Below are 23,279 nucleotides of genomic sequence, written 5' to 3'. Positions count from 1 at the left end.
GCCGCATGCAAGCAGATTTCAACCGGAGGGGTATCGTCCGGTTTCACCCGATATGGGGACACCGCTGGTCACTGGGGGTTTCGGGGCGGGAACAGATCCTCCTCGCTCGGGTTTCATAGAGGTATGACTGACGACACGGCGCTCTACGACCTCATCGCGGCGGGCAAGCAGGGGGTGCTGGCGACCCTGAAACGGGACGGCCGCCCGCAGCTGTCGACGGTGACGCATTACTTCGACCGCGACGCTCGCCAGTTGCAGGTGTCGATCACGGACACGCGCGCGAAGACGAAGAACATGCGCCGGGATCCGCGGGTGAGCTACCACGTGGCGTCGTCGAATGGCTGGTCGTACGCGGTGGCAGAGGGGCGGGCGGTGCTGTCGCCGGTCGCCGCGGCACCGGACGACGAGTCGGTGGAGGCGTTGATCGCGCTGTACCGCAAGGTGGCGGGCGAGCATCCGGACTGGGCGGAGTACCGCGCGGCGATGGTGGCGGATCGGCGGCTGGTGCTGACGGTGGAGATCGAGCGGGTTTACGGGCTGGCGCGCTGAGGTTTACGGCTGTCCTTCGCGGGATTTCGCTTGCGCGCCTGGGGTTTCGGGCTGGCCTCGGTTCGGGGTCGCTTCGCTGGGGGTGCGAGCCCGGCTGTCTTTGGGTGCTTGGGCTGGTGCCCTTGGGGGTTTCGGGCTGGCCTCGGTTCGGGGTCGCTTCGCTGGGGTCGCCAGTCCGGCTGTCTTTGGGTGCTTGGGCTGGTGCCCTGGGGGTCTCGCGCTGGCCTCGGTTCGGGGTCGCTTCGCTGGGGTGCGAGCTCGGCCGTCTTTGGGCGCTTGAGCCGGTGCCCTGGGGGATTTCGGGCTGGCTTCGATCCTGGGTTGCCTCGCTGGGGCCGCCAGCCCGGCCGCCTTTTGCCGCTTTGACTGGTGCCCCGGGGGTTCTGGCTCTCGGCCTTAGACCAGTCGATTCGTGCGGGTGCTCCGGCATTCGTGCTGCCCGGCACCAGGCTGGTCGCACCGGTTTTCGCCGTGCCCTGCCGTCCCGGCGGCTCAGCCCTTCCGGTGTCCCGCCGCGACCGTCGCCTTGACCGGCGCCCCGGCCTCGATCCGGTCGGCGATGTCCTCGATCTGCGCCAGGAGGCTGTCCGTCGCCTCCTCGCCCAGCGCCGCGCGCATGTAGAGGCCCTCGCCGACCAGCATCACCAGCTCCGCGGTCAGCGGGTCCTCGACGTGCTCGAGCATCACCGCGCGGGTGCGCTCGGTGCAGCGCCGCGACACCTCCGCCGCGATCGGGTCGTTGAGCACCAGTCGGAGCGCGGCCATCGTCGTGCGGTGCAGCGCGAGATCGCTCGTGACGTCGGTGATCGACGAACGCAGGTAGTGCCGGACCACGCCCTCCGGTGCGTTGCGCGCGCGTTCGAGGTCCTCGTCGGTCAGCCGCTCCAGGCGTTCGAGCAGGCCGTCGCGCAGGGCGTCCTTCGAACCGAAGTGGTAGAGCAGGCCGCCCTTGGACACCCCGGCGTGCGCCGCGACCGCGTCGAGCGTGATCTCGGCCGGGCCGCGGTCGGCGAGGATGACCTCGTACGAGCCGAGGATGCGTTCACGTGCTGAAGGTTTAGCCATCGCCTTGACTATACCGTCCAGACGGTTTACCTTCTACCTCAGGAACGAAACTGTACCGTCTGGACGGTACAAGGAAGGAAGAGTGCGCCATGGTGCGGCGCGGAGGCCAGTGGTGGGCTTTGGCAGTGCTGGTGCTGCCAGTGCTCTTGATCAGCGTGGACACGACAGTCCTGGGGTTCGCCCTCCCCTATCTCAGCGAGGATCTCGCGCCCACGGGTGCGGAACAGCTGTGGATCGTCGACGTCTACTCGTTCGTCCTGGCCGGATTGCTGGTCTTCATGGGCACGCTGGGCGACCGGATCGGCAGACGGCGGCTGCTGCTCATCGGCGGTGCGGCGTTCGGCGCGGCCTCGGTGCTGGCGGCGTTCGCCACGTCGCCGCTGATGCTGATCGTCGCGCGGGCGCTGCTGGGCGTCGGCGGCGCGACGCTGATGCCGTCCACGCTGTCGCTGATCCGCAGCATCTTCACCGAGGACCGCACGCGACGTACCGCGGTCGCGATCTGGAGCGCGGCGTTCTCCGGCGGGATGGCGGTCGGCCCGGTCGTCGGCGGATGGCTGCTCGAGCACTTCTGGTGGGGTTCGGTCTTCCTGATCAACGTGCCGGTGATGGTGCTGCTGCTCGTGGCGGGCCCGTTGCTGCTGCCGGAGTTCCGCGACCCGAACCCGGGCCGCTTCGACCCGTGGTCGGCGCTGCTGTCGCTCGGCACGATGCTGCCGGTCGTCTACGGCGTGAAGATCGCCGCGACCGAAGGACTGACCTGGCTGGCCGGGGCCGCGATGGTGCTCGGCCTCGCGCTGGGCGCGGCGTTCGTCCGCCGGCAGCGGCGGCTCGACCAGCCGATGCTGGACCTTCGACTGTTCGCCAACCGCAAGTTCGCCGGCTCGGTGATCACGAACCTGCTGGGCGTGTTCGCCCTGGTCGGGCTGCTGTTCCTGCTGCCGCAGTATCTGCAGTTGGTCCTCGGGCTGAAGCCGCTGGTCGCGGCACTGTGGATGCTGCCCGCGACGGTCGCCGGAGTCGTCGGCGCTCTCGCGGCCGCCTGGCTCGCCCGTCGAGTCCGGGTGCCGGTCCTGATCAGCCTGGGCCTGCTGCTCGGCGCGGCCGGCTTCCTGGTCCTGACCACCATCGGAGCCGACGCCGGACTTGCCGCGGTCGTGATCGCGTTCGTCCTGGTCGGCGGCGGGGTGGCCCTGTCGGAAACCCTGACGAACGACCTCGTGATCTCCGCCGCCCCGGTCAACCGCGCCGGTGCCGCGTCGGCGATCTCGGAAACGGGCTACGAACTGGGCGGCGCACTCGGCACCGCCCTGCTGGGCAGCCTCGCCACGGCGGTCTACCAGTCAGGCCTGCCAGCCACCGCCCCCGCCGCAGCCCACGACACGCTGGGCGGTGCGGTAGCCACCGCGCACTCCCTGCCCGCCACCGAGGGCGTGGAACTGCTGAACACCGCCCGAGAATCCTTCGTGACGGCACTGCACACAAGCGCGTGGGTGGGTGCCGCGATCCTCGTGTACACGGCACTGCAGGCGTACTTCTTGTTGGGACGCCGCCGAAACCGCCCGCAGGCGGCGCAGCGGGAAGAAGCCGCGATGTCGGCGTGATTCGGTTCCGGCAGGCACGCGAGCAAAGACTCGCCTGCCTGCCGGGCTGTGCAGTTTCGCCTGGCGGACAAGGAAAAGACTTCTTGTCGGGCTGCGCTCCGTCGACGCTTGGCGAGCGAAAACCCTTGGCGCTGCTTGGGGGTCAGGTGCGTTCGCTCCTGCGAAACTCCGTGCGGGGGCACCCTGGGGGACTCTGATTTCCTCAGGGATCCCCGCACGGGCCTCGGTATCGCGCGCCGGGCCAATCTGCGACTCGGCTCTGCCGGTCAGTCCAGCGAAGCACTCGCCGCGCGAAGTTCCTCCAGTGCGGCCACCAAAAACTCCGCCGGATCGTCATCCCCGCGGTCGCTCTCCGACCACGCGAAATACCCCCGCTTGAAAGCCAGCACCCCCAACTCGCTAGCGAGCGCCGCAGTCGCGTCGGGCAGCCCCCGTGCGGTCAGGGCGGCGGTCATCGCCGCAGCGAGGCCGACGCTTTTCAGCGCGTCCCGTTCCTGCAATTCCGTACTGGCCGCGACGGCAGCCTTCAATCGCGGGGCGAGTTCCCGGTTCATCGGGCCCATCGCGGTCGCAGCACGGCGCAGGCCGTTCGCGACGGCTTCCAGCGGGCTGGCGTCGGCGGGGGCGTCGGCGATTCCCTCCGCGAGCAGTCGGCTCAGCGTTTCCTGTCCCGCTACCAGCAACTCCCGCTTGTCCGGGAAATGCCGGAAGAACGTGCTCTTCGTGACGCCCGCCCGTTCGGCGATCTGCGCGACCGTCGTGGCGTCGTAGCCCTGTTCTGCGAACAGGTCGACGGCCGCTACGACCAGCCGTTCGCGTGCTCCGGGTTCCCATCGGGCCATGAAAACCATCCTATGTGACGAGACCTTTGTCCCGTCACTCTGGTAGCGTCTGACGGGACAAGAGTCCCATCACTGTGAGGGAGAAATCCAATGCGCGTGTTCGTCACCGGAGCGACCGGGTTGATTGGCTCCGCGGTCGTTGCCGAACTGCTGGGTCATGGCCACTCGGTCGTCGCGCTTGCTCGGTCGGAAGCTTCCGCCGCGGCGGCCGAGAAGGCTGGTGCCGAGCCGGTGCGGGGTGCGCTGGCTGATCTGGACGTCATCCGCGAGGCCGCGGGCAAAGCAGACGGGGTGATTCACCTCGCCTTCGCCAATGCGTTCAGCAGCGCCGAAGCCCTCGCCAGTGCGGTCGCTGAGGAAACAGCTGCGCTCAAGGTGCAGGCCGAGGTGCTCGTCGGAAGCGATCGGCCGTTGGTCACGGTTTCGGGGACGCCGTACGCGCCGGGTCGCGCGTCGACCGAGGCTGATCCGGTTGCGACTGACGGGCCCGTCGGCGGCAGGGGGCGCACGGTCGCCGAGGTGTTGGAGTTCGCGGACCGTGGGGTCCGGACGTCCGCGGTACGCCTGCCGCGCACGGTGCACAACAACGGTGAGGGCGGATTTGCCGGTCTGCTGACCACCATCGCGCGGCAAACCGGAGTGTCCGGTTATCCGGGCGACGGGACGCAGCGGTGGCCCGCGGTGCACGCGCTCGACGCGGCGGTGCTTTTCCGGCTCGCTTTGGAGAAGGCGGAGCCTGGTACGGCCTGGCACGCGGTCGCCGACGAAGGCGTTCGGGTCGTGGACACCGCGGCGGTCATCGGACGGCGGCTGGGGCTTCCGGTCGAATCGGTGCCGGAGGAGACCTACGGGCCGCTTGGGTCGCTCTTCGCGACTGACCAACCCTCCTCCAGTGCGCACACCCAGCAAGCGCTCGGCTGGGCACCGGAACACCCCGGCCTGCTGGCGGACCTGGTGAACATCCGGGCCTGAATTGCGGTTCCGGCAAAGAACCTTGCTGTCCAGCGCGGTCAGCGGAATCGTGAACGGCGGAGGTGGTCGCGAAAATGGTTCCGTCCGGGGAGACCGCGCAGTTCTGGGAAGACCTTTACCGCAGTCGTGCGCAGGTGTTCAGTGGCGAGCCCAACGGAGTGCTCGTCACCGAGGCCGAGGGGCTGCCGCCGGGGCAGGCGTTGGACGTCGGGTGCGGCGAAGGGGCCGATGCGCGGTGGCTGGCGGCGCGCGGGTGGCAGGTGACGGCCCTCGACATCTCGCGCACCGCGTTGCAGCGGGCGGCCGCCGCTCATGCCGGGATCGCCTGGGTGTGTTCGGATCTGGCTGCGAGTCCGCTTCCGGCGAGGGCGTTCGACCTGGTCAGCGTCCAGTATTTCCCGCTCCGCAAAGACGATCGGGTGCTGCGGAAACTGCTCGACGCCGTCGCGCCGGGCGGGACGTTTCTCTTCGCCGGTCACGATCCGCGGGACCTGTCGGAGGAGCACGCGGATTACTGTCAGCCGGACGACATCGCGCAAGCTCTCGGCGAGGAGTGGACTGTCCTCGTCAACGAGAGCCGGCCGCGGGTCATGCCAGCTCCGCCGGGCACCGCGCACACCCGGGACACCGTGCTGCGCGCCCTGCGGACCAGCTAATATCGGAATTAATATTCCGCACTGCGGAGATCCCGGTTTACCATGCGGAGATGAGCAACGACGCCCTCCTCCAGCGGCTTCGGGACGACCTCGGCCCGGCCGCGGTGCTCACCGACGCTGACGTCACCGACGCCTACGCGCGCGACATGATGCCGCTCGCTCCCTCGGGAAAACCGTTGGCGGTAGTGCTTCCGGCGGATACCGCGGGAGTGCAGGCGACTGTCCGTGCCTGTGCCGAAGCGAGAGTTCCCATCGTGCCGCGCGGGGCGGGCAGCGGGCTTTCCGGTGCGGCCAACGCGATCGACGGCTGTGTCGTGCTTTCCCTGACCAAACTGAACGAGATCGTCGAGGTCGACGCGGGCAACCGGCTCGCCGTCGTGCAGCCGGGCGTCGTCAACCTCGACTTCCGCTCCGCGGTCGAGAAGCACGGCCTGTTTTATCCGCCCGACCCGTCCAGCTACGACTGGTGCACCATCGGCGGCAACCTCTCCACCAACGCGGGCGGCCTGTGCTGCGTGAAGTACGGCGTGACCACGGATTCGGTGCTCGGCCTTGAGGTCGTGCTCGCCGACGGATCGCTGCTGAAGACCGGTCGCCGCACGGTGAAGGGCGTCGCGGGTTACGACCTGACCAAGCTGTTCATCGGCAGCGAGGGCACGCTCGGCGTCATCACCCAGGCGACCGTCTCGCTGCGGCCGCTTCCGCAGGCCCCGGCCACCTTTGTCGCCGGGTTCAATACCACCGAGGCGGCCGGCGAGGCGGTCGCGCGGGCGGTGCGCGAGGGGTTGGTGCCGTCGCTGCTGGAGATCATGGACGCGGCGTCGATCAAGGCGTCCGAGACCTACCTCAACACCGACCTCGGCGCGGGCTCGGACTGTCAGGCCCTGCTGCTCGGCCAGTCCGACGCCGGCGGCGAGGCGGCCCGCCGCGAACTGGCGCTCCTCGAACAGATCTGCACCGACTGCGGCGCGGACCTGGTCTACGCCACGGACGACCTCGAAGAGGGCAAGATGCTGCTGCAGGCCCGCCGCGTCGTGCTGACCGCGCTGGAGACCTACGGCGTCTGGCTCACCGACGACGTCAGCGTGCCCCGCACCCGGATCGCCGAGCTGATCCGCGGCTGCGAACGGATCAGCGAGAAGGTCGGGCTCAAGATCGCTGTCGTCGGCCACGCCGGGGACGGCAACATGCACCCGACCATCGTTTATGCGCCCGATTCCGAGGACGAGTTCGCGCGCGCCCAGCAGGCGTTCGACGAGATCCTTGAGGTCGGCCTGTCGCTCGGCGGCACAGTGACCGGCGAGCACGGCGTCGGCAAGATCAAGCGCGAATGGCTCGCCCGCGAAATCGGCCCGGTCGGGATCCGCGTGCACCGGCAGATCAAGCAGGCGCTCGACCCGGAGAACCTCTTCAACCCGGGCTCGATGTTCTCGATGACCGACTGACCCCGGAAACGATCGAAGCGGCGTCCGGAAAGTCCGGACGCCGCTTCGATCAGCCAAGAAACCTCAGTCGCGCACGCGCGGGATCTGCTGCGTGACGTCGGCCGAACCGTCGGCCGGACGGGCCTTCTTCTCGCGGCGGCTCTTCAGGTACTCGATGGCGATCGGCACGACCGACACCAGCACGATGAGGACGAAGATCGCGTCGACGTTGTCCCGGATGAAGCCGATGTTGCCCAGCAGCGAGCCCAGCACGGTGATGCCCGCGGCCCACAGGATGCCGCCGATGACCGTGTACGTGAAGTAGCGCTTCGGGTCCATCCGGCCGATGCCGGCGATCCAGGTGATGAACGTCCGCACGAACGGCACGAACCGGGCCAGCACGACGGCCTTCGGGCCGTGCTTCTCCAGGAACGTGTGCGTCTTGTCGACGTACTCCTGCTTGAAGAACTTCGAGTCTGGCCTGCTGAACAGCTTCGGCCCGACGAAGTAGCCGAGGTAGTACCCGACGACGTTGCCCAGCAGCGCGGCGACCGTGACCAGCACGCACACCAGCCACAGCGGAGCCTTCAGCGTGCCGTTCGCGATGAACAGGCCCGCGGTGAACAGCAGCGAGTCGCCGGGAAGAACCGGGAAGATGCTGCTCTCGATGAAGATGATCAAGCACAGCACGGCGATCACGGGGGCCGTCAGCCCGTTCAGCAGATGCTGCGGGTCCAGCCACGACGGCAGCAGGGACATGGTGGTCACTGTGTTCTGGGCGAGAATCACACCGAAAACGGTACAGGGTGACTCACGGTGGCCTCATCGGGCAAGGAATCGCAGGTCACCGGTGTGGGATCGGGGTTAAGAACTTGGCCCTGGAGTGCCTTGCCGGAGTGGTCGTCCGGGCAAGCGCGGGCGGCGGCGCGGCTCAGATCAGCGTCAGCAGGCCGATGACGGACCCGGCGGCGAGGCCGAGCAGCACTGCCAGCAGCAGGACCCAGTGCGCGGGCAGCGGGCCGTTCTGCGCCGCCTGAGCGGGACGGCGGACGGTCGCGTCGGAGGCGCCGACCGGCGGGATCGAGCCGGTGGTTCCGGGCGACGTGTCGGCCGCGTCGAGGGCGGCGCGTTCGCGGGCGAGCGAGTCGGCGCCCGCTCCGGACAGCAGGCCGTAGTTGGGCGGCAGTTCGGTGGTCGGGCCGGTCTGCGACGGCGCGCCAGTCTGGGCCGCGGCGCCGAACGAGCCGGTTCCGCCAGCGCCTGGGCCGGAAATGCCAGGGCCGCCGGCCGCGCTGAACGAGCCCGTTCCGGAAGCGCCGGGCTGGACCGAGCCAGTGCCCGAAGCTTCGGAACCAGCCTGCTCTTCCGCGGGGTTCGCCACGACGTGCGGAGCGAAGACGGCTTGTGCACGCAGCGCGTCGGCCAGTAACCGTTCCGGGTCTTTCGGCTCGCTCATCCGCTCCGTCCGCCTGTCGAAGTGCTAGCTCGTCACGTACTCAAGGTAGCCCGGCCCGCCTCGGCCACCCATTCGCCCCGGTGCAGTACCCGGGACGGGCGCAGGTCGTCGTCCAGGATCACGGCGTCCGCGGCGAGGCCGGGGCGCAGTGCGCCGGTGCGGTCGGCGATGCCGAGCAGTTCGGCGGGTCGCGCCGACGTCGCCCGGACGGCGTCCAGTACGTCGAGTTTCGCACCCTTCACCAGGTTGCGGAAGGCGTTGTCCATGGTCAGCGTGCTTCCGGCCAGCGAACCGTTGTCCAAGGTGGCGACGCCGTCGTGGACGTCGACCTCCAGCCTGCCCAGGGTGTAGCGGCCGTCGGCGGCGTCGGTGGCCGACATGGCGTCGGTGATCAGCACCGTCCGGCCGCGGCCCGCGTGCTGCGCGGCCAGCCGCACGACCGTCGGGTGCAGGTGGACCAGGTCGCAGATCAGCTCGACCGTCACCCGCTCGTCGTCGAGCAGCACGCCGACCGGGCCCGGCTCGCGGTGGTGCAGCGGGCGCATGCCGTTGAACAGGTGGGTGGCGACCGTCGCGCCGGCGTCGATGGCCGGAACCAGCTGGTCAGCGACCCCGTCGGTGTGGCCGATCGCGGCGATCACGCCGGACTCGGCGAGCTGCCGGACGGCCTTGACGCCGCCGTGCAGCTCGGGCGCGAGCGTGACCATCCGGATGGAGCCGTGCCCGGCGCGCAGCAGCTTCTCGACGGTCCCGGTGTCCGGTTCACGCAGAGTGTCCGGGTCGTGCGCGCCGCAGCGGGCGCGCGAGATGAACGGGCCCTCCAGGTGGATGCCCGCGAGGTCGCCCTCCTGCACGAGTTCGCGCAGTGCGGCGATCTGCTCGGTGAGCAGGTCGATCGGGTCGGAGACCAGGCTCGCGAGCATGGTCGTGGTGCCGTGGCGCCGGTGCGCGCGGACCGCGGTGCGGATCTCGTCCGGGTCGAGCGTCGAGAACGACGCGCCGCCTCCGCCGTGGCAGTGGGTATCCACGAAACCGGGCACGACCAGCGCTCCGGCGACGTCGACCGTCGCGGCGTCCGGGCTGCTCGGGGGCGTGCCGGTGCCTACCGCGGCGATCTGTCCGCCGGACACGGCGAGCCAGCCGTCGTCGAGTACGCGGTCCGGGGCCACGACGCGGCCGCCCGTGATGACGAAGTCTCCGGGGTGCTTCACGCGGTCCAGCATATATTGGTCTGGACCAAGGAGGGCCGACCAGCGCGAGATTGGTCCGCCCAGGTCACTGAGGCGGCTGCATTGCCTTCTGCAACGCCTCCAGCGCCCGGCTGGCGGTTGACTTCACGGTGCCCTTCGAAATGCCCGCGGCTTCCGAAATCTCCGCTTCGCTCAGCCCGCCGTAGTAGCGCAGCACGAGCACCTCGCGCTGGCGCGGCGGAAGCTTCGACAGGGCGTTGACCACGGCCTGGTGCTCGCTGGAGAGCATCGCGAGGCTTTCCGCGGACCGGGCGTTCACCGCGTGCGGGGGCACGTACTCGCGGGCGGTCTTGCGCCGGCGCAGCACGCTGCGCGATCCGTTGACCACCGCGGTGCGCAGGTAGCCGACAGCCGCGGCGGCGTCGCGCAGCCTGCCCCAGTTGCGGTGCAGGCCGGTGAACGCCTCCTGCACGACGTCCTCGGCCGTGGCGGGCTCGTCGACCAGCAGGATGGCGAGGCGCACGAGCCGCATCCGGTGCTGCCGGTAGAGGTCTTCCAGGTTCAACGGGGCGGTCGGCGGCTGCGCCGGGACCGGCCCGTCCATGGTCCGCAGGTGGCCGAGGGTCGCCTCGACGCTGCGTTCCGCGTTCCCCTCCAGCATGTATCCCCGCCTGTCCTCGACGTGTCCGCTCCGCAGGCCCCAACGCGTGCGCGATAGGCACAGCGTGCACACAGGTTCCGCCCGCGCCTAGCCTATCGGGTTGGCCTGCCGCTGCCACCGCTCGCATGGTGCGTCCGCCCGGCGGTCACCGGTAGCGTCTGCGGCGTCACCGTCGTGTCCACCCCGGGAGTAAGCGCATGGCCTGGTACCTCGTCGAAATCCGCTATGTCCAGGAGAAGCTGGCCGACGTCCGGCCGCGGCACCGGGACTACCTGAAAGAGCACATCGAGGCAGGCCGCGTCGCGGTGGCCGGTCCGCTCGCCGACAACTCCGGCGGGCTGGTGCTCTGGCAGGCCGAGGACGAGACGGCGCTGGCCGAGCTGATCGACAACGACCCGTACGCGCTCGAAGGCGTCGTGGCCGAGCGCACGGTTCGCGAGTTCAAGCCGGTGCTCGGCGACTGGGTTCCCCCGCAGAACTAAAGCTCCAGGACGGCGGGCCCGCGGTCGACACAAATCCGCACGCGCCCGCCGTCCTCGGCGGCTACCTCGCAGGTGCCGCAGAAACCCTGGCGACACGAGTACGGCACGTCCGGCAGCACCTCGCGCACCACGTCGAGCGTGGAGCGGTCGGCAGGCACGTCGAGGGTGCGGCCGCTGCGCCGCAGGACCACGCGGAACGGTTCGCCGTCCACGATGGGCGGCGGCGAGAACCGTTCAAAGTAGACCGCGGCGGCACCCGCGCGGGCCAGGTCGACGCGGACGCCGGTGATCATCGGCACCGGGCCGCAGCAGTACACCGAAGCGCCGGCGGGCATTTCCTCCAGCAGTTCCGCACCGGACGCCGGGATGCCGAACTCCGTGTCCGGCCGGATCCGCACTCGCTCGGCCGGGAGTTCGTCGAGGAACGGCATCGAATCCCGGTCTCGGCCGGTGTAAACCAGCCGCCAATCCGCGCCGCTCGCTTCGGCGCGACGCACCATCGGCAGGATCGGCGTGATCCCGATTCCGCCCGCCACGAAGTGATACGCGGGCGCGGCGACGAACGGGAAAGCGTTACGTGGGCCGCGCACAGTGACGCGGGTTCCGGCGGTGAGCGCGTGCACCTCGGCGGACGCGGAACCGATGCGCCGCACGGCGATCCGGTAGTGCGACAGGTCCGAAGGCGAGCCGCACAGCGAGTACTGCCGCACTTCTCCCGAAGGCAGCATCAAGTCGATGTGCGCGCCCGGACGCCACGCGGGCAACGGTGCTGAATCGGGCCGCACGAGCCGGAGACTCACCACGCCGACGGCCTCGGCGCGCACCGCGTCGATCACCAACGGAAGGCGACGGTCGACCTCCCGCACCGGCGGACGACGCCGGCCGGAAACCTCGGCCAGCCTTCGATAAGCCGCGCCGACCGCGACCAATGTGGACATCAGCCGGTCGCGCCTGCCGCTGCCGTCGAGCCGGGGCGGGAACTGCGGTGCGGTCATCGCGGAGCGTCGGCGGCCTTGGCCGCGGGCGAACTCGCCAGGTACGCCACCGCCTGGTCGGTGTTGCCGGTTTCGGTGGGGTGATACGACTTCCGGAAGTACGGCCGGATCTCGCGCAGCAGTTCGCGCGGTCCGGGCAGCAAGCCTTGCCGGGCGGCGCGCCGGTAGGCCCGCCAGCTGGTGCGGCCGGGTCGAGTCGGATCGTTCTTCATCAGGAATCGGGTGCCACGAAGGAAAATCCACGCCAGTACCGGCGTCACTACGAGCATCGAACGCACTCGCCGACCGTAGCGGCCGTCGAGGTGGCAGAACAGGTCGTAGGCCACCGATCGGTGCTCGACCTCCTCCGCGCCGTGCCAGCGAAGGAGATCCAGCATCGTTTCGTCCGCGCCCGCCGCGTCGAGTTCCTTCGCGTCGAGGATCCACTGGCCGAGAAACGCCGTGTAGTGCTCGATCGCCGCGACCAGCGCGAGCCGTTCGATCAGCCATTCCCGGCTCGATCCGGGCCGGTCGCCGAGCAGCCGCCGGAACATCCACTCCATCTGCGCGATATAGGGCCGCACGGAAACCCCGGCGGACTCCAGGTGCTCTGCCGCGCCGTCGTGCGCCACGGCGTGCATCGCCTCCTGGCCGATGAAGCCGAGCACGTCCTCCTTGAGCCGCTCGTCGCGGATCAGCGGGACAGCCTGCTTGAACACCTCGACGAACCAGCGTTCGCCCTCGGGCAGCGCCAGGTGCAGCACGTTGATGCTGTGCGTGGCCTGCGGCTGCCCGGGAATCCAGTGCATCGGCAGCTTCGACCAGTCGAACTCCACGTCGCGCGCGTGGAGCACGATCTGCTCGTGATCGGCACTCATGACCGGCCGCTCAGCTCGTAGTCGCTCGGCTCGACGCGCCGCGTCTCCAGCCAGTACCGCCAGGTGAAGCCCGGCCAGATCGTCCGGTTGACGCCCTTCGCGTCGAGGTACCAGCTCTTGCAGCCGCCCTGCGTCCACACGCCCTTGACCAGCTTGTCCTGGATCTGTTCCTGGAATTCGTCCTGCACCGACGGGCGCACGTCCAGTGCCGCCGCGCCGCGGGAATCGGCCAGCCGGATCGCGTCGACCACGTAGCGGGACTGCGATTCGATCATGAACACCACGGAGTTGTGGCCGAGCGCGGTGTTCGGGCCGAGCAGGAAGAACAGGTTGGGGAACCCGGACACGGTGATCCCCTTGTGCGTCTGGATCCCTTCGGTGGCCCAGGTTTTCGCGAGATCGCGGCCGCCGACGCCGGTGATGTCGAGGTACTCCAGCGCGTCGGTCACCTTGAAGCCGGTGCCGTAGATGATCGCGTCGACCTCGTGCTCGACCCCGGCGGTGTCGACGATGCTGTGCGCGCGGACCTCGGCGACGCCGTCGGTGACGACATCGACGTTCGGCCGGTCCAGTGCGGGGAAGTAGTCATTCGACAGCAGGACGCGTTTGCAGCCCATCGTGTAGTCGGGCGTGACTTTCCGGCGCAGCGCGGGGTTTTTGATGCCCTTCGCGATGTGCCTGCGCGCGAGGACCTCGGCGGCCTGCATGAGTTTCGGATGCCCGTTGAACCCGATCGCGCGGGATTCGAGCATCCAGTACAACGCGTTGCGATACAGCCGCTGCGTGCCCGGAACGCGCTTGAACAACTGCCTCGCCCAGCCCGGCATCGCGTGGTCCGGCTTCGGCATGATCCACGGCGGAGTGCGCTGGAACAGCGTCAGTTCGCCGACCTCGGGCGCGATCTTCGGCACGAACTGCACCGCGCTCGCGCCGGTGCCGATCACCGCGACCCGCTTGCCGGCCAGGTCGAACTCGTGGTTCCACTGCGCCGAATGCCAGGTCTGGCCCTTGAACTTGGCGATGCCCGGCAGTTTCGGGATCTGCGGGATGTGCAGTCCGCCGACGCCTGCGACGAGGAACTGCGCGGAAAACTCGGTGCCGCCCTTGGTCTCCACCGTCCAGCGGCGTTCGCTCTCGTCCCAGTGCGCACCGGTGATCTCGGTGCCGAACCGGATCTTGTCCCGCAGCCGGTATTTGTCGGCGACGCCCTTGAGGTAGTCGAAGATCTCCGGCTGCGGCGAGAACGACCGGCTCCAGTCCGGGTTTTGCGCGTAGGAGAACGAGTACATGTGCGACTGCACGTCGCACGCGCATCCCGGGTACGAGTTGTCCCGCCAGGTGCCGCCGACCTCGTCGGCCTTCTCCAGGATCACGTAGTCCCGGATGCCTGCTTTTTCGAGCTGGATCGCCTGGCCGAGCCCGGAAAACCCGGTGCCCACGATCACGACCTTGAACCGCTCGGTCATCTTGTCGGCCTCCGCTGCGCTGGGGGTCTGGCAGCGTTGATGTTACCTCAGGTAACAGTTACTTGAAAGTACTTCCTACTCGTCAGTATCACTCGGCAGGCGGTAGACCACCAGCGTCTGCTCCGGACGCTCGGCCACGTGGAACGCGGCGTGCGTCGCCGTCACCACGCCTAGCCGGGGGTGCCGAAAGCGCTTCTGACCTGCGTGGCTGAACTGGATTTCGTAGTGCGGCCACCACTCGCGCACCTCAGGGCTCGCCTCGGTCAGCTCGGCTACGAGCCGGGTCACGCGCGGGTGGCCGGGATGCCGCCCGGCGATCGCGCGCAGCCGGGCCAGGATGTTGCGCGCCTCCTGCTCCCAGTCGACGAGGATCTCGCGGGCGGCGGGCTCGGTGAACATCCAGCGGACGACGTTCGCACCCGGCTCGATGTGCTGGAACAGTTCCGCGGCGGCGTCGTTGTACGCGAGCAGGTCGTAGCAGATGCCGGTGACGTACGCGGGGTTGTCGCCGAGCATCGCCGGGACGCCCGCGACCTCGGGCGCGGCTTCCTCGGGCGCGTCCTCGGCGGTTGCTCCGCCATCGGCGAGGCGACGCAGGTGTTCCTGCTCGGCGCTGGTCAGCCGCAGTGCCCGGGCCAGGGCGTCGAGCACCTGGTCGGACGGGCGGACGTCGCGGCCCTGCTCGAGATAGGTGAGCCAGGTGGCGCTGATCCCGGCCAGCAGAGCCAGCTCCTCGCGGCGCAATCCGGGGGTGCGGCGGCGTCCGGTGACCGGCAGGCCCGCGTCGGCCGGGGCGATCCGCTCGCGGCGGCTGCGCAGGAAGGTGCCCAGTTCGGCGCTCACCCTAGAACCTCCGGTACCAGAATAACGCGATTCTGGATACCAGCTTAACGGCGCGCGAGGCTGGATTCATGCGAGCTTGGACTGTTGACGCACAAGGCCTGCGCCTCTCGGAGGCACCGGAACCCACGCTGCAGGGCGGTGGCGTAGTCGTGGAGGTGCTCGCCGCGCACCTCCCGGCCTACACGAAGGCGGTGGTGGCGGGAGGCCGCGGTAGCCTGCCGATTCCGCTGATCCTCGGCCCTTCGTGCGTTGGCCGCGTGACTGACGTCGCGCCGGACGTGTTCCATGTCGCGCCGGGCGACATCGTGCTGGATACGGCGTTGCTCAACGCGGGCGACGGCGACGAGATCCTGGTCGGCTGGGTGGGCCTCGGCGCTTCCGGCAGCACCGAACGCACGGACCGCATGCGCGAGGTCTGGCGCGACGGTGCGTTCGCGGAAAAAGCGTTGTGTGCCAAGGAAACGATGGTCAAGCTGCCCGGTGCCGAGAATTACCCCGACCCGGCACGGCTGGCGTTTCTGCCGTGGCTCTGCGTTGCCGCCGCGGGATTGCACACCGCGGGTCCGCTGGCCGGACGCGACGTCGCGGTGATCGGCGCGACCGGTCAGATGGGCGGCGCTGCCGTGTTGCTGGCGCTGGCGGAAGGCGCGGCGACCGTGACGGCGGTGGGCCGCAACAAGGAGGCACTCGACCGGCTGGCCGAGCTCGGTCCGCGCGTGCGTACCCACCAGTTGACCGGCGATCGCACGACGGACGCGGCGGCGATCGGCCCGGTGGACGTGGCCCTCGACGCTCTCGGTGCCACCCCGACGGCGGACGCGACGATGGCGGCCTACGACAGCCTGCGCGTGCGCGGCACCCTGGTGCTCGTCGGCGGCGTACGCCAGGATTTGACCATTCCGTACGGCGAATTCATGCACCGCAGGCTCACCCTGCGCGGTTCCTGGATGAGCGACGACGAGACGGTGCGGACGGTGTGGAACCTTGTCCGCTCGGGTGCGCTGGACCTTGCCGCCGTCGAACTGCTGAAGGCCAGCCTGGACGATCCAGAAAGCGCTCTCGACCTGGCTGAACGTACCTCCGGGCTGAGCTTCGTGGCTCTCGTCCCTTAGTAGCCGCCGCCGAGTTTCGAGTGATCCCAGCTCGCGATCTTCGTCGGACGCAGGATCAGCCCGACCCGCTTCGGGGCCTGCCGTTCGATGAAGGTCCGCAGTTCGTCGGGTGCCGGTGCGCCCGGTTCGGCTCCGGAGTAGCGCATCATCAGCGCGATCCCCATCGCCGTGACCTGCTCGGTGTCCTCGACGAACTCGACGTCCGCCTCGAACGAAAGCCCGCGCAGCTGGTCGTACGAATCGCCGCTTTCGATCAGCACGGTCGCCTCGGGCAGCCGGCGCAGGTTCTTCGCTTTCTGCGAGGTGCCATAGGTCCACGTCGCGACCCCGCCCTCGTGCGGGTAGTACCAGAGGGCGGTGAGGTGCGGCCTGCCGTTCGGGCCGACCGAGGCCACGTTGATGACCTTCTGCTCGGCCAGGTAGGCCTGCACTTCGTCCGGAGTCATCCGGATCTGGTCGCGACGGGACATGGCGCTCCTCAGCTGCGCTTGGTGGCCGCGCGTCCGCCGTGGCCGTTGACCGACGACTCGAACGCGCCGCGCTCCTCGACGTCCTTCAGCGCGGCCCGGTCCGCCGCCGGCACCCGGGTCCGCGCGCCGAGTTCGACGATCGGCGGCAGGAACGAGCGCAGCAGCTTCAGGCCGCCGACCCAGCGTGGCACGTGGATCGTCCGCGCGCGGCGCAGAATCCCGGCTTCCAGGTCGTCGAGCGCGACGTCCAGCGGGTAGGTCTTGCCGAGCAAACCCGGCATCCCGGAACGCAGTTTGCCGAACACCGGGTGCGCGTCGGCGCTTTCGACCAGGTCGGTGCGGATCCAGGTCGGGTGCGCGACGCCGACCTTCACGCCGAGATGCGCGACCTCCGCGCGGAGACTGTTGCAGAACGCCTCGACGCCGGCCTTCGCGGCGGCGTAGTTCGCCATGCCGGGCGCGTGCGTGATCGCGGCGAGCGAGGAAATGCCGAGCAGGTAGCCGCGGCGTTCGATGACGTGCGGCATCGTGACGCGGAACGTGCGCCACACGCCGAGCAGGTCGACCTCGATCACCCGCTCGAACGCGGCGCGGTCCACCGAGCGCACGAATCCGGCGGTCGCGATGCCCGCGTTGGCGATGACGATGTCGATGCCGCCGAAGTGCTCGACCACGCCCTCGGTGACGCGCTCGAGGTCGTCCCAGCTGGTCACGTCGGCTTCCCAGGACTTCGCGTTCGGTCCGATCCGCTTGGCGACCGCCTCCTGTTCGCTGGCCTCGAGGCCGACGAGCGCGACCTTGGCTCCGCGCGCGGCGAGCCGCTCGGCCAGGCCGGCTCCGATCCCGCGAGCGGCTCCGGTGATGAGCACGACCTTGCCGTCGACCTGCTTCTGAGCCACGGTGCCCTCCTGAGCCGGTTTTTGCCTGTCCGGAGGGCACCGTACAACAACCTACCCGCAGTAAGCTACTCTTCGGTAAGTATCAGTTCGACGCTTCGCCCAAAGCGGTGAGTTCGGCGTCGGTCAGGTTCAGCTCGACCGAAGCGAGCAGGTCAACGAGCTGCTCCGGGGTCCGCGCGCTGGCGATCGGCGCGGCGACGGTCGGCTGCTGACGCAGCCACGCGAGCGCGACACTGGCGACCGAAGTGCGGTGCGCGGCGGCCACCTCGTCCAGCGCGGCGAGCACTCGTTCGCCCCGGGCGTCGAGGTACGCCAGTGCGCGCGGAGCGCGCGGCGAGTCGCCCGGCTCGTCCTTCGACCGGTACTTGCCGGTGAGGAACCCTTTGGCCAGGCCGAAATACGGCAGCGTCACCAGGTTCTCGCGCGCGACCAGCGGGGCCAGCTCGCGCTCGTAATCCCGCTCGACCAGGTTGTAATGCGGTTGCAGGGCAACGTATCGGGCGAGCCCGTTCTGGTCCGAAATGGACAGCGCGGACGCGAGCCGGTCCGGTTCGTAGTTGGACGCCGCGATGTAGCGGACCTTGCCGTCGCGGACGAGCTGGTCGAACGCGCCCAGGGTTTCTTCCTGCGGGGTGTCGAGATCGTCCACGTGTGCGTAGTACAGGTCGATGTGGTCGGTTCGCAGACGCTGCAACGATTCGTCGACCGCCGCGGCGATGTTCTTCGCGGAGAGGCCGGGTCGCTGGTCTCCCCCGCCGACCTTGGTGGCGATGACGATGTCGTCGCGGCGGCTGCGCTTGGCGAGCCAGTTGCCGATGATCGTTTCGGAACCGCCTCCGCCGCCGTAGATGTTGGCGGTGTCCAGGAAATTGCCGCCGGCCGCGGTGTACGCGTCGAGAACAGCGAATGACGTGGGTTCGTCCGCGGTGTTGCCGAAGACGTTGCAGCCGAGGTTGAGGCCGTGGATGTCCAGTTCCGTAGTGCCGAGCTTCGTCATGCTTTCGAACCTAATCCGGCCGGGGCGGGAGGAAAACCGGGTTCTCGCGCGTTGGGCGGGACATGGCTATCGAACTGGGCAAGCTAGGCGTGTGGCGGATGTCGGCCGCGGTGGACGGAACGTTCGCCGCCGAGGTGGAGAAACTGGGCTACGGCACGATCTGGCTCGGCGGCTCTCCCGGCGGCGACCTGGCGATCGTCGACGAACTGCTGGCCGCGACCGAGGGGATCAAGATCGCCACCGGCATCGTCAACATCTGGGCCGACGCACCCGAGGACATCGCGCGGGCCTTCCACCGCATCGAGGGCAAGCACCCGGGACGCTTCCTGCTCGGCGTCGGCGCGGGCCACCGCGAGCACACGCAGGAGTACAAGAAGCCGTACGCGGCGCTGGTCGACTACCTCGACGCACTCGACGCCGCCGGGGTGCCCGCGGAATCGCGCGCGCTGGCCGCGCTCGGCCCGAAGGTCCTCGAACTCGCTCGCGACCGCACCGCGGCCGCGCACCCGTACCTGACCACTCCGGAGCACACCCGGGCCGCGCGGGAGATCGTCGGCACTGGCGCGCTGCTCGCCCCCGAGCAGAAGGTCGTCTTCGACACCGATCCGGAGCGGGCGCGCGAGACCGGCCGCAAGACCGTGCAGTTCTATCTCGGCCTGTCCAACTACACCGCGAACCTGCGCAAGTACGGCTTCTCCGAGGAGGACATCGCGGGGAAGGGCAGCGACCGGCTGATCGACGCGCTCGCCGTCCACGGCGACGGAAAAGCGCTGGCCACGGGCCTGCAAGCACACCTCGACGCGGGAGCCGAGCACGTCAGCGTGCAGTCGCTGGACGAGGATCCGTTCCCTGCCTACCGGGCAATCGCGGCGGAGCTGCTCTGAATCGCTCCAGTCGGTTTCGTCTCGTGTGAGGTAGGACCGGTCGGCCCGGCCGGTCCACCTCGTACGATGCCGCTGTAGAAGCCAGTCGTCTCGAGGAGGAACCGATGCCCATCGCCACCCCCGAGGTGTACGCGGAGATGCTCGACCGGGCGAAGAACGACGAATTCGCCTACCCGGCCATCAACGTGACCTCGTCGGAAACCGTGAACGCCGCGATCCGCGGGTTCGCCGAGGCGGAGAGCGACGGGATCATCCAGTTCTCCACCGGCGGCGCGGAGTTCGCGTCCGGGCAGAAGGTGAAGGACATGGTTGTCGGCGCGACCGCGCTGGCCGAGTTCGCTCAGGTGGTGGCGGCGAAGTACGACGTCAACGTCGCGCTGCACACCGACCACTGCCCGAAGGACAAGCTGGACGGCTTCGTCCGCCCGCTGATCGAGATCTCCGCCGAGCGCGTGCGTAACGGCGGCCTGCCGCTGTTCCAGTCCCACATGTGGGACGGTTCGGCCATCGATCTGGACGAGAACCTGCAGATCGCGCAGGAACTGCTGGCCAAGGCCGCGGCGGCGAAGATCATCCTCGAGGTTGAGATCGGCGTCGTCGGCGGCGAGGAAGACGGCGTCGAGGCGGAGATCAACGAGAAGCTGTACACCGCCGAGGGCGACTTCCTGAAGACGATCGACGCGCTGGGCGCCGGCGAAAAGGGGCGCTACCTGCTGGCCGCGACGTTCGGCAACGTGCACGGCGTGTACAAGCCGGGCAACGTGAAGCTGCGCCCGGACGTGCTCAAGGGCGGCCAGGAAGCGGCGGCGAAGAAGCTCGGCCTGGACGCCGGCTCGAAGCCCTTCGAACTCGTCTTCCACGGCGGCTCGGGCTCGCTCCCGGAGGAAATCCGCGAGGCGGTTTCGTACGGCGTGGTGAAGATGAACGTGGACACCGACACGCAGTACGCGTTCACCCGCCCGATCGCGGACCACTTCTTCAAGAACTACGACGGTGTCTTGAAGATCGACGGCGAGGTCGGCAACAAGAAGGTGTACGACCCGCGCAGCTACCTGAAGGCCGCCGAAGCGGGCATGGCGACCCGGGTGGTCGAGGCTACGCAGGCACTGGGCTCGGCTGGTAAGAAGCTGGGCTGACGTTGTTTTCGGGGAGGCCGTCTCGATCTAGGTCGGGGCGGCCTCCCTTTTTGCGCGGGGTGGTCAGTTGTTGACGGTTGCTCGCGGCATCGGTTGGCTGGACCGTGACGAGGGAGGAACTCCATGACCTACACCGGAGTGGTGACCACCGGCGGCCCCGCCGACGTGCGGGAAACCAGCGGGCTGACCATCTCGAAAGTCTCCGTCGGCACGATCGACAACAACGCGTACCTGCTGCGCTGCCGAGCCACCGGAGAGCAACTGCTGATCGACGCGGCCGCCGACCCGCGAACGCTGCTCGCCCTGGCCGGCGACGGTGGTCTGGCATCGATCGTGACCACGCATCAGCACTGGGACCACTGGATCGCGCTCGCGGAAGTCGCCGAGGCAACCGGGGCCCGTACCTATGCTGGGCGCGACGACGTCGACGGAATCAAGGCTCGCATCGACGTTCCGGTGGACGACGGCGACACTGTCCGCGTCGGCGAGGTCGAGTTGACGGCTCGGCATCTTGTCGGTCATTCGCCGGGGAGTATCGCGCTCGTTTACCGGGATCCGGAGGGGATTCCGCATCTCTTTACCGGGGACTCGCTGTTCCCGGGCGGGATCGGGAACACGGAGCAGGATCCGGTTCGCTTCGCTTCGTTGCTGAAGGATGTGGAGGAGAAAATCTTCGGGGAGTTGCCGGACGAGACGTGGTTCTATCCTGGCCATGGCGGCGATTCCACGTTGGGGGCGGAACGGCCGAAGCTCCCCGAGTGGCGCGAACGCGGCTGGTGAATGGTGCCCAGTCCTTTGGAGTCGTGTACGTTACGGGTGCAGAGCGGCAGTTCTCGTGAGGATGTGATGGCGGCGATCATGAGAACCAGCGCGACAAGCCCAGGTCGATGCAAGTGCTGGTGTCGAGCACGCCTTTCTCGTGGCGTTCAGTCATGAGATCACTCCCACGCGTCGTCAGGATCTAGCCGGTCCTCAGTGCCGAAGAATTCGTCAGCTTCCTGCCGCAACTCGGCCACCTCGACGCCGTTGCGAGTGACGCAATAGACCTCGCCCGCTTCGACGGCGTCCATGACGGCAGCGGAGTTGTTGCGGAACTCGCGCTGAGTGATCACCTTCACGACATCAACGTAGCCTGCTGTCGCGGCGGTTCGCCCTACCAATCCGTCGCCGAGAGCACCGCCGGAAACTCCTCCGTGAAGTCATCCGTCCGGTGCCGGGGCAGGTCGATCACGATCCCGTCCGCTGTGCGGGTCCACGGCAGCGGTCGGGAATGCCCGCCCAGCAAGCGGATTCGCGAGCGATCGTTGATCGGCACGTCACCCGGTACGAGAAGCCGACCGTCCGGCCAATGGAGCGGGATCAGGTTGAACGCGCCGCACGCCCGCGTGTAGCAAAGGTCCCCGTCCATCGCCCGAATCCAAGGCTTCGACCCATAGATCGCGCGGCCGTTGATGCGCAGCCAACGGCCCATGTCCAGCAGGCGCGAACTCATCCAGTCCGCGATCGTGCCGTCCTCTCGGGGGCCGATGTTGAGCAGCAGGTTTCCGTTCTTGCTCACCACCTCGGCGAGCAAGCGGATCAGCTGCACCGAGGATTTGATCTTCGCTGGATCCTCGTTCTCGTTGTAACCCCAGGACTTTCCGATATTCAGGCAGGCTTCCCACGGATCCGGGCGCAGGACGTACTTCTTGTTATCCCCTTCGACGGTCGCGAAATCCGCGTGCGAAGCCTCGAAGCGGTCGTTGGCCAGGACGCTCTTCGGGTGCGGGCGGCCGGCGGCGTTGCGGTAGTAGTAGGCCAGGATTTCGTCGCTGCGCCAGTCCCACGTCTTCGGCCGGAAGATCGGGCCGCCGCCGAATTCGTGGTAGCCCTGGCCGTCGGCCCAGAGAATATCCGGATCGTAGTGGTCGATCAGGGTTTTCAGGTGTACGTGCTCGTATTGAGACACGTAGTCGGTGACTGGGCGGTAGCCGGTGTAGGGGATTTCCGCGCCGGTGTAAGGGTTTCTGGGAGCAGTGCCGAGCGCGGGGCTGTAGAACTCGCCTAGGGAGTAGTAGAGGCCCCGTTTGAGCCGGGTGTCCGCGGCGGCCGAGAAGAGCTCTCCGACCAGGTCGCGGCCTGGGCCAAGGCGGACGGAATTGCGGTCGGACGCGGTGTTGCGGAACAGCTGGAAACCGTCGTGGTGCTTGGAGGTCAGCACGAAATACCGGGCTCCGGCTTGTTCGAACAGGCGTACCCAGGAGTGCGGGTTGTAGCGGCGGGCGGTGAAGCGCGGGATGAACTGATCGTAGGCGAAATCCGCGCCGTAGGTTTTCAGGTGGTGGTCCCGGGTTCCGGTGCCGCGCGCGGGGTCCGTGACGTTCATGGCGTACAGGTACCACTCGGCTGCGTGTTTGGCGTCGCCCCAAGCGGCGGCTGAGTAAGCGCCCCAGTGGATGAACACGCCGAATTTGGCGGAGGGGTACCAAGGCGTGGCGGCGGCTTGGGCCGGTGTCGCGGTGAGTCCGAGCAAACCGGCGGCGCCCGCGGCGGCGAGTACGCTGCGGCGGCTGATTCCTGCCTGGTCCATGCATCCACTCCCGTTGGCGGCGGTCATCAGATGTCTTGGCCTTTCAGGCGTACCAGCTCGGCGAACGACCGGCAAGCCTCCTGTCTCGCCAAGACAGTTGTTCACAAGCATGAACACGACGGTTGGCCGATTGACGCGGTCGAGTGCCTT

Annotated in this window: 25 protein-coding genes; 10 read left to right on the top strand and 15 right to left on the bottom strand. The window is 68.6% G+C overall.

Annotation, left to right across the window (positions count from 1 at the left end; translation table 11 throughout):
• The first annotated feature begins 123 nt into the window (after positions 1 to 123).
• Positions 124 to 549: a PPOX class F420-dependent oxidoreductase gene (locus tag H4281_RS22050; protein ID WP_182892831.1), complete on the top strand. Its 426-nt coding sequence runs from the start codon at positions 124 to 126 to the stop codon at positions 547 to 549.
• A 492-nt stretch (positions 550 to 1,041) separates the two neighbouring features.
• Here H4281_RS22050 and H4281_RS22045 read toward each other — a convergent pair whose 3' ends face one another.
• Positions 1,042 to 1,614, bottom strand: a complete 573-nt coding sequence (locus tag H4281_RS22045; RefSeq protein ID WP_182892830.1) for a TetR/AcrR family transcriptional regulator — start codon at positions 1,612 to 1,614, stop codon at positions 1,042 to 1,044.
• A gap of 89 nt (positions 1,615 to 1,703) precedes the next feature.
• On the opposite strand from H4281_RS22045, the gene H4281_RS22040 reads away from it, so the two are divergent.
• Positions 1,704 to 3,218 carry an MFS transporter gene (locus H4281_RS22040; protein WP_182892829.1) on the top strand — a complete coding sequence of 505 codons (1,515 nt, stop codon included), beginning with the start codon at positions 1,704 to 1,706 and terminating at the stop codon, positions 3,216 to 3,218.
• Positions 3,219 to 3,484: 266 nt separating this feature from the next.
• On the opposite strand, the gene H4281_RS22035 is transcribed toward H4281_RS22040, so the two are convergent.
• On the bottom strand, positions 3,485 to 4,060 hold the full coding sequence (locus H4281_RS22035; RefSeq protein ID WP_182892828.1) for a TetR/AcrR family transcriptional regulator: 576 nt from the start codon (positions 4,058 to 4,060) through the stop codon (positions 3,485 to 3,487).
• A 90-nt stretch (positions 4,061 to 4,150) separates the two neighbouring features.
• On the opposite strand from H4281_RS22035, the gene H4281_RS22030 reads away from it, so the two are divergent.
• From H4281_RS22030 to H4281_RS22020, 3 genes are all read left to right on the top strand, one after another.
• Complete coding sequence (locus H4281_RS22030; protein WP_182892827.1) at positions 4,151 to 5,032, top strand: NAD-dependent epimerase/dehydratase family protein; 882 nt, start codon at positions 4,151 to 4,153, stop codon at positions 5,030 to 5,032.
• A gap of 74 nt (positions 5,033 to 5,106) precedes the next feature.
• Positions 5,107 to 5,688 (top strand): class I SAM-dependent methyltransferase, encoded by a 582-nt coding sequence (locus H4281_RS22025; RefSeq protein ID WP_182892826.1) that lies wholly within the window; start codon positions 5,107 to 5,109, stop codon positions 5,686 to 5,688.
• Between the two features lie 50 nt (positions 5,689 to 5,738).
• Positions 5,739 to 7,133: an FAD-binding oxidoreductase gene (locus H4281_RS22020; protein ID WP_182892825.1), complete on the top strand. Its 1,395-nt coding sequence runs from the start codon at positions 5,739 to 5,741 to the stop codon at positions 7,131 to 7,133.
• A 63-nt stretch (positions 7,134 to 7,196) separates the two neighbouring features.
• On the opposite strand, the gene H4281_RS22015 is transcribed toward H4281_RS22020, so the two are convergent.
• The 4 genes from H4281_RS22015 to H4281_RS22000 form a co-directional block, all read right to left on the bottom strand.
• Positions 7,197 to 7,901, bottom strand: a complete 705-nt coding sequence (locus tag H4281_RS22015; protein WP_037808826.1) for a DedA family protein — start codon at positions 7,899 to 7,901, stop codon at positions 7,197 to 7,199.
• 142 nt (positions 7,902 to 8,043) lie between these two features.
• Positions 8,044 to 8,568, bottom strand: a complete 525-nt coding sequence (locus H4281_RS22010) for a hypothetical protein (RefSeq protein WP_182892824.1) — start codon at positions 8,566 to 8,568, stop codon at positions 8,044 to 8,046.
• 32 nt (positions 8,569 to 8,600) lie between these two features.
• Entirely contained in the window at positions 8,601 to 9,791 is a 1,191-nt protein-coding gene (nagA, locus tag H4281_RS22005) for an N-acetylglucosamine-6-phosphate deacetylase (RefSeq protein ID WP_182892823.1), read from the bottom strand.
• 52 nt (positions 9,792 to 9,843) lie between these two features.
• Positions 9,844 to 10,419 (bottom strand): SigE family RNA polymerase sigma factor, encoded by a 576-nt coding sequence (locus H4281_RS22000; protein WP_051172562.1) that lies wholly within the window; start codon positions 10,417 to 10,419, stop codon positions 9,844 to 9,846.
• 197 nt (positions 10,420 to 10,616) lie between these two features.
• Between H4281_RS22000 and H4281_RS21995 the strand changes: the two genes are divergently transcribed.
• Positions 10,617 to 10,901, top strand: coding sequence for a YciI family protein (locus H4281_RS21995; RefSeq protein WP_182892822.1), 285 nt, complete (start codon positions 10,617 to 10,619; stop codon positions 10,899 to 10,901).
• On the opposite strand, the gene H4281_RS21990 is transcribed toward H4281_RS21995, so the two are convergent.
• From H4281_RS21990 to H4281_RS21975, 4 genes are all read right to left on the bottom strand, one after another.
• Complete coding sequence (locus tag H4281_RS21990; RefSeq protein WP_182892821.1) at positions 10,898 to 11,896, bottom strand: PDR/VanB family oxidoreductase; 999 nt, start codon at positions 11,894 to 11,896, stop codon at positions 10,898 to 10,900. The genes H4281_RS21995 and H4281_RS21990 overlap by 4 nt on opposite strands.
• Positions 11,893 to 12,753, bottom strand: a complete 861-nt coding sequence (locus tag H4281_RS21985; RefSeq protein ID WP_182892820.1) for a metal-dependent hydrolase — start codon at positions 12,751 to 12,753, stop codon at positions 11,893 to 11,895. Before H4281_RS21985 ends, H4281_RS21990 begins: the two co-directional genes overlap by 4 nt.
• Positions 12,750 to 14,219, bottom strand: coding sequence for a flavin-containing monooxygenase (locus tag H4281_RS21980; RefSeq protein ID WP_182892819.1), 1,470 nt, complete (start codon positions 14,217 to 14,219; stop codon positions 12,750 to 12,752). Before H4281_RS21980 ends, H4281_RS21985 begins: the two co-directional genes overlap by 4 nt.
• 75 nt (positions 14,220 to 14,294) lie before the next feature.
• Complete coding sequence (locus tag H4281_RS21975; protein ID WP_182892818.1) at positions 14,295 to 15,062, bottom strand: helix-turn-helix transcriptional regulator; 768 nt, start codon at positions 15,060 to 15,062, stop codon at positions 14,295 to 14,297.
• Between the two features lie 68 nt (positions 15,063 to 15,130).
• Here H4281_RS21975 and H4281_RS21970 point away from each other — a divergent pair, with 68 nt between their 5' ends.
• Positions 15,131 to 16,174: a zinc-binding dehydrogenase gene (locus H4281_RS21970; RefSeq protein WP_182892817.1), complete on the top strand. Its 1,044-nt coding sequence runs from the start codon at positions 15,131 to 15,133 to the stop codon at positions 16,172 to 16,174.
• On the opposite strand, the gene H4281_RS21965 is transcribed toward H4281_RS21970, so the two are convergent.
• From H4281_RS21965 to H4281_RS21955, 3 genes are all read right to left on the bottom strand, one after another.
• Positions 16,171 to 16,644, bottom strand: a complete 474-nt coding sequence (locus H4281_RS21965) for a pyridoxamine 5'-phosphate oxidase family protein (RefSeq protein ID WP_182892816.1) — start codon at positions 16,642 to 16,644, stop codon at positions 16,171 to 16,173. The two genes, H4281_RS21970 and H4281_RS21965, sit on opposite strands and share 4 nt — an antisense overlap.
• Positions 16,645 to 16,652: 8 nt before the next feature.
• On the bottom strand, positions 16,653 to 17,543 hold the full coding sequence (locus H4281_RS21960; RefSeq protein WP_182892815.1) for an SDR family oxidoreductase: 891 nt from the start codon (positions 17,541 to 17,543) through the stop codon (positions 16,653 to 16,655).
• Positions 17,544 to 17,625: 82 nt separating this feature from the next.
• Positions 17,626 to 18,540, bottom strand: coding sequence for an aldo/keto reductase (locus tag H4281_RS21955; RefSeq protein WP_182892814.1), 915 nt, complete (start codon positions 18,538 to 18,540; stop codon positions 17,626 to 17,628).
• A 62-nt stretch (positions 18,541 to 18,602) separates the two neighbouring features.
• Between H4281_RS21955 and H4281_RS21950 the strand changes: the two genes are divergently transcribed.
• The 3 genes from H4281_RS21950 (at position 18,603) to H4281_RS21940 (ending at position 21,340) form a co-directional block, all read left to right on the top strand.
• On the top strand, positions 18,603 to 19,424 hold the full coding sequence (locus H4281_RS21950; RefSeq protein ID WP_182892813.1) for an LLM class F420-dependent oxidoreductase: 822 nt from the start codon (positions 18,603 to 18,605) through the stop codon (positions 19,422 to 19,424).
• Between the two features lie 104 nt (positions 19,425 to 19,528).
• On the top strand, positions 19,529 to 20,560 hold the full coding sequence (gene fbaA, locus H4281_RS21945) for a class II fructose-bisphosphate aldolase (protein WP_182892812.1): 1,032 nt from the start codon (positions 19,529 to 19,531) through the stop codon (positions 20,558 to 20,560).
• Between the two features lie 123 nt (positions 20,561 to 20,683).
• A complete protein-coding gene (locus H4281_RS21940) occupies positions 20,684 to 21,340 on the top strand; it encodes an MBL fold metallo-hydrolase (RefSeq protein ID WP_182892811.1) in 657 nt (218 codons plus the stop codon).
• Positions 21,341 to 21,498: 158 nt separating this feature from the next.
• Here H4281_RS21940 and H4281_RS46265 read toward each other — a convergent pair whose 3' ends face one another.
• On the bottom strand, positions 21,499 to 21,678 hold the full coding sequence (locus H4281_RS46265; protein ID WP_182892810.1) for a type II toxin-antitoxin system Phd/YefM family antitoxin: 180 nt from the start codon (positions 21,676 to 21,678) through the stop codon (positions 21,499 to 21,501).
• Positions 21,679 to 21,713: 35 nt separating this feature from the next.
• On the bottom strand, positions 21,714 to 23,129 hold the full coding sequence (locus H4281_RS21930) for an alpha-L-fucosidase (protein WP_182892809.1): 1,416 nt from the start codon (positions 23,127 to 23,129) through the stop codon (positions 21,714 to 21,716).
• Positions 23,130 to 23,279: the final 150 nt, after the last annotated feature.

Origin of the sequence: Amycolatopsis dendrobii, from assembly GCF_014145675.1 — a bacterium.
GTDB classification, from domain to species: Bacteria; Actinomycetota; Actinomycetes; order Mycobacteriales; family Pseudonocardiaceae; genus Amycolatopsis; species Amycolatopsis dendrobii.
Note: the sequence above shows the minus strand (reverse complement) of the source record. Positions and strands in the feature narration are given on the sequence as shown.

What these genes read in the sequence shown, in the direction of transcription:
- fbaA (WP_182892812.1), top strand. Translation starts at nt 19,529, where the DNA reads ATGCCCATCGCCACCCCCGAGGTGTACGCGGAGATGCTCGACCGGGCG.
- nagA (WP_182892823.1), bottom strand. Translation starts at nt 9,791, where the DNA reads ATGCTGGACCGCGTGAAGCACCCCGGAGACTTCGTCATCACGGGCGGC.
- H4281_RS22030 (WP_182892827.1), top strand. Translation starts at nt 4,151, where the DNA reads ATGCGCGTGTTCGTCACCGGAGCGACCGGGTTGATTGGCTCCGCGGTC.
- H4281_RS21940 (WP_182892811.1), top strand. Translation starts at nt 20,684, where the DNA reads ATGACCTACACCGGAGTGGTGACCACCGGCGGCCCCGCCGACGTGCGG.
- H4281_RS21965 (WP_182892816.1), bottom strand. Translation starts at nt 16,644, where the DNA reads ATGTCCCGTCGCGACCAGATCCGGATGACTCCGGACGAAGTGCAGGCC.
- H4281_RS22000 (WP_051172562.1), bottom strand. Translation starts at nt 10,419, where the DNA reads ATGCTGGAGGGGAACGCGGAACGCAGCGTCGAGGCGACCCTCGGCCAC.
- H4281_RS21990 (WP_182892821.1), bottom strand. Translation starts at nt 11,896, where the DNA reads ATGACCGCACCGCAGTTCCCGCCCCGGCTCGACGGCAGCGGCAGGCGC.
- H4281_RS22050 (WP_182892831.1), top strand. Translation starts at nt 124, where the DNA reads ATGACTGACGACACGGCGCTCTACGACCTCATCGCGGCGGGCAAGCAG.
- H4281_RS21930 (WP_182892809.1), bottom strand. Translation starts at nt 23,129, where the DNA reads ATGGACCAGGCAGGAATCAGCCGCCGCAGCGTACTCGCCGCCGCGGGC.
- H4281_RS21970 (WP_182892817.1), top strand. Translation starts at nt 15,131, where the DNA reads ATGCGAGCTTGGACTGTTGACGCACAAGGCCTGCGCCTCTCGGAGGCA.
- H4281_RS22025 (WP_182892826.1), top strand. Translation starts at nt 5,107, where the DNA reads ATGGTTCCGTCCGGGGAGACCGCGCAGTTCTGGGAAGACCTTTACCGC.
- H4281_RS22010 (WP_182892824.1), bottom strand. Translation starts at nt 8,568, where the DNA reads ATGAGCGAGCCGAAAGACCCGGAACGGTTACTGGCCGACGCGCTGCGT.
- H4281_RS21955 (WP_182892814.1), bottom strand. Translation starts at nt 18,540, where the DNA reads ATGACGAAGCTCGGCACTACGGAACTGGACATCCACGGCCTCAACCTC.
- H4281_RS22040 (WP_182892829.1), top strand. Translation starts at nt 1,704, where the DNA reads ATGGTGCGGCGCGGAGGCCAGTGGTGGGCTTTGGCAGTGCTGGTGCTG.
- H4281_RS21980 (WP_182892819.1), bottom strand. Translation starts at nt 14,219, where the DNA reads ATGACCGAGCGGTTCAAGGTCGTGATCGTGGGCACCGGGTTTTCCGGG.
- H4281_RS21950 (WP_182892813.1), top strand. Translation starts at nt 18,603, where the DNA reads ATGGCTATCGAACTGGGCAAGCTAGGCGTGTGGCGGATGTCGGCCGCG.
- H4281_RS21985 (WP_182892820.1), bottom strand. Translation starts at nt 12,753, where the DNA reads ATGAGTGCCGATCACGAGCAGATCGTGCTCCACGCGCGCGACGTGGAG.
- H4281_RS22045 (WP_182892830.1), bottom strand. Translation starts at nt 1,614, where the DNA reads ATGGCTAAACCTTCAGCACGTGAACGCATCCTCGGCTCGTACGAGGTC.
- H4281_RS22035 (WP_182892828.1), bottom strand. Translation starts at nt 4,060, where the DNA reads ATGGCCCGATGGGAACCCGGAGCACGCGAACGGCTGGTCGTAGCGGCC.
- H4281_RS21995 (WP_182892822.1), top strand. Translation starts at nt 10,617, where the DNA reads ATGGCCTGGTACCTCGTCGAAATCCGCTATGTCCAGGAGAAGCTGGCC.
- H4281_RS22020 (WP_182892825.1), top strand. Translation starts at nt 5,739, where the DNA reads ATGAGCAACGACGCCCTCCTCCAGCGGCTTCGGGACGACCTCGGCCCG.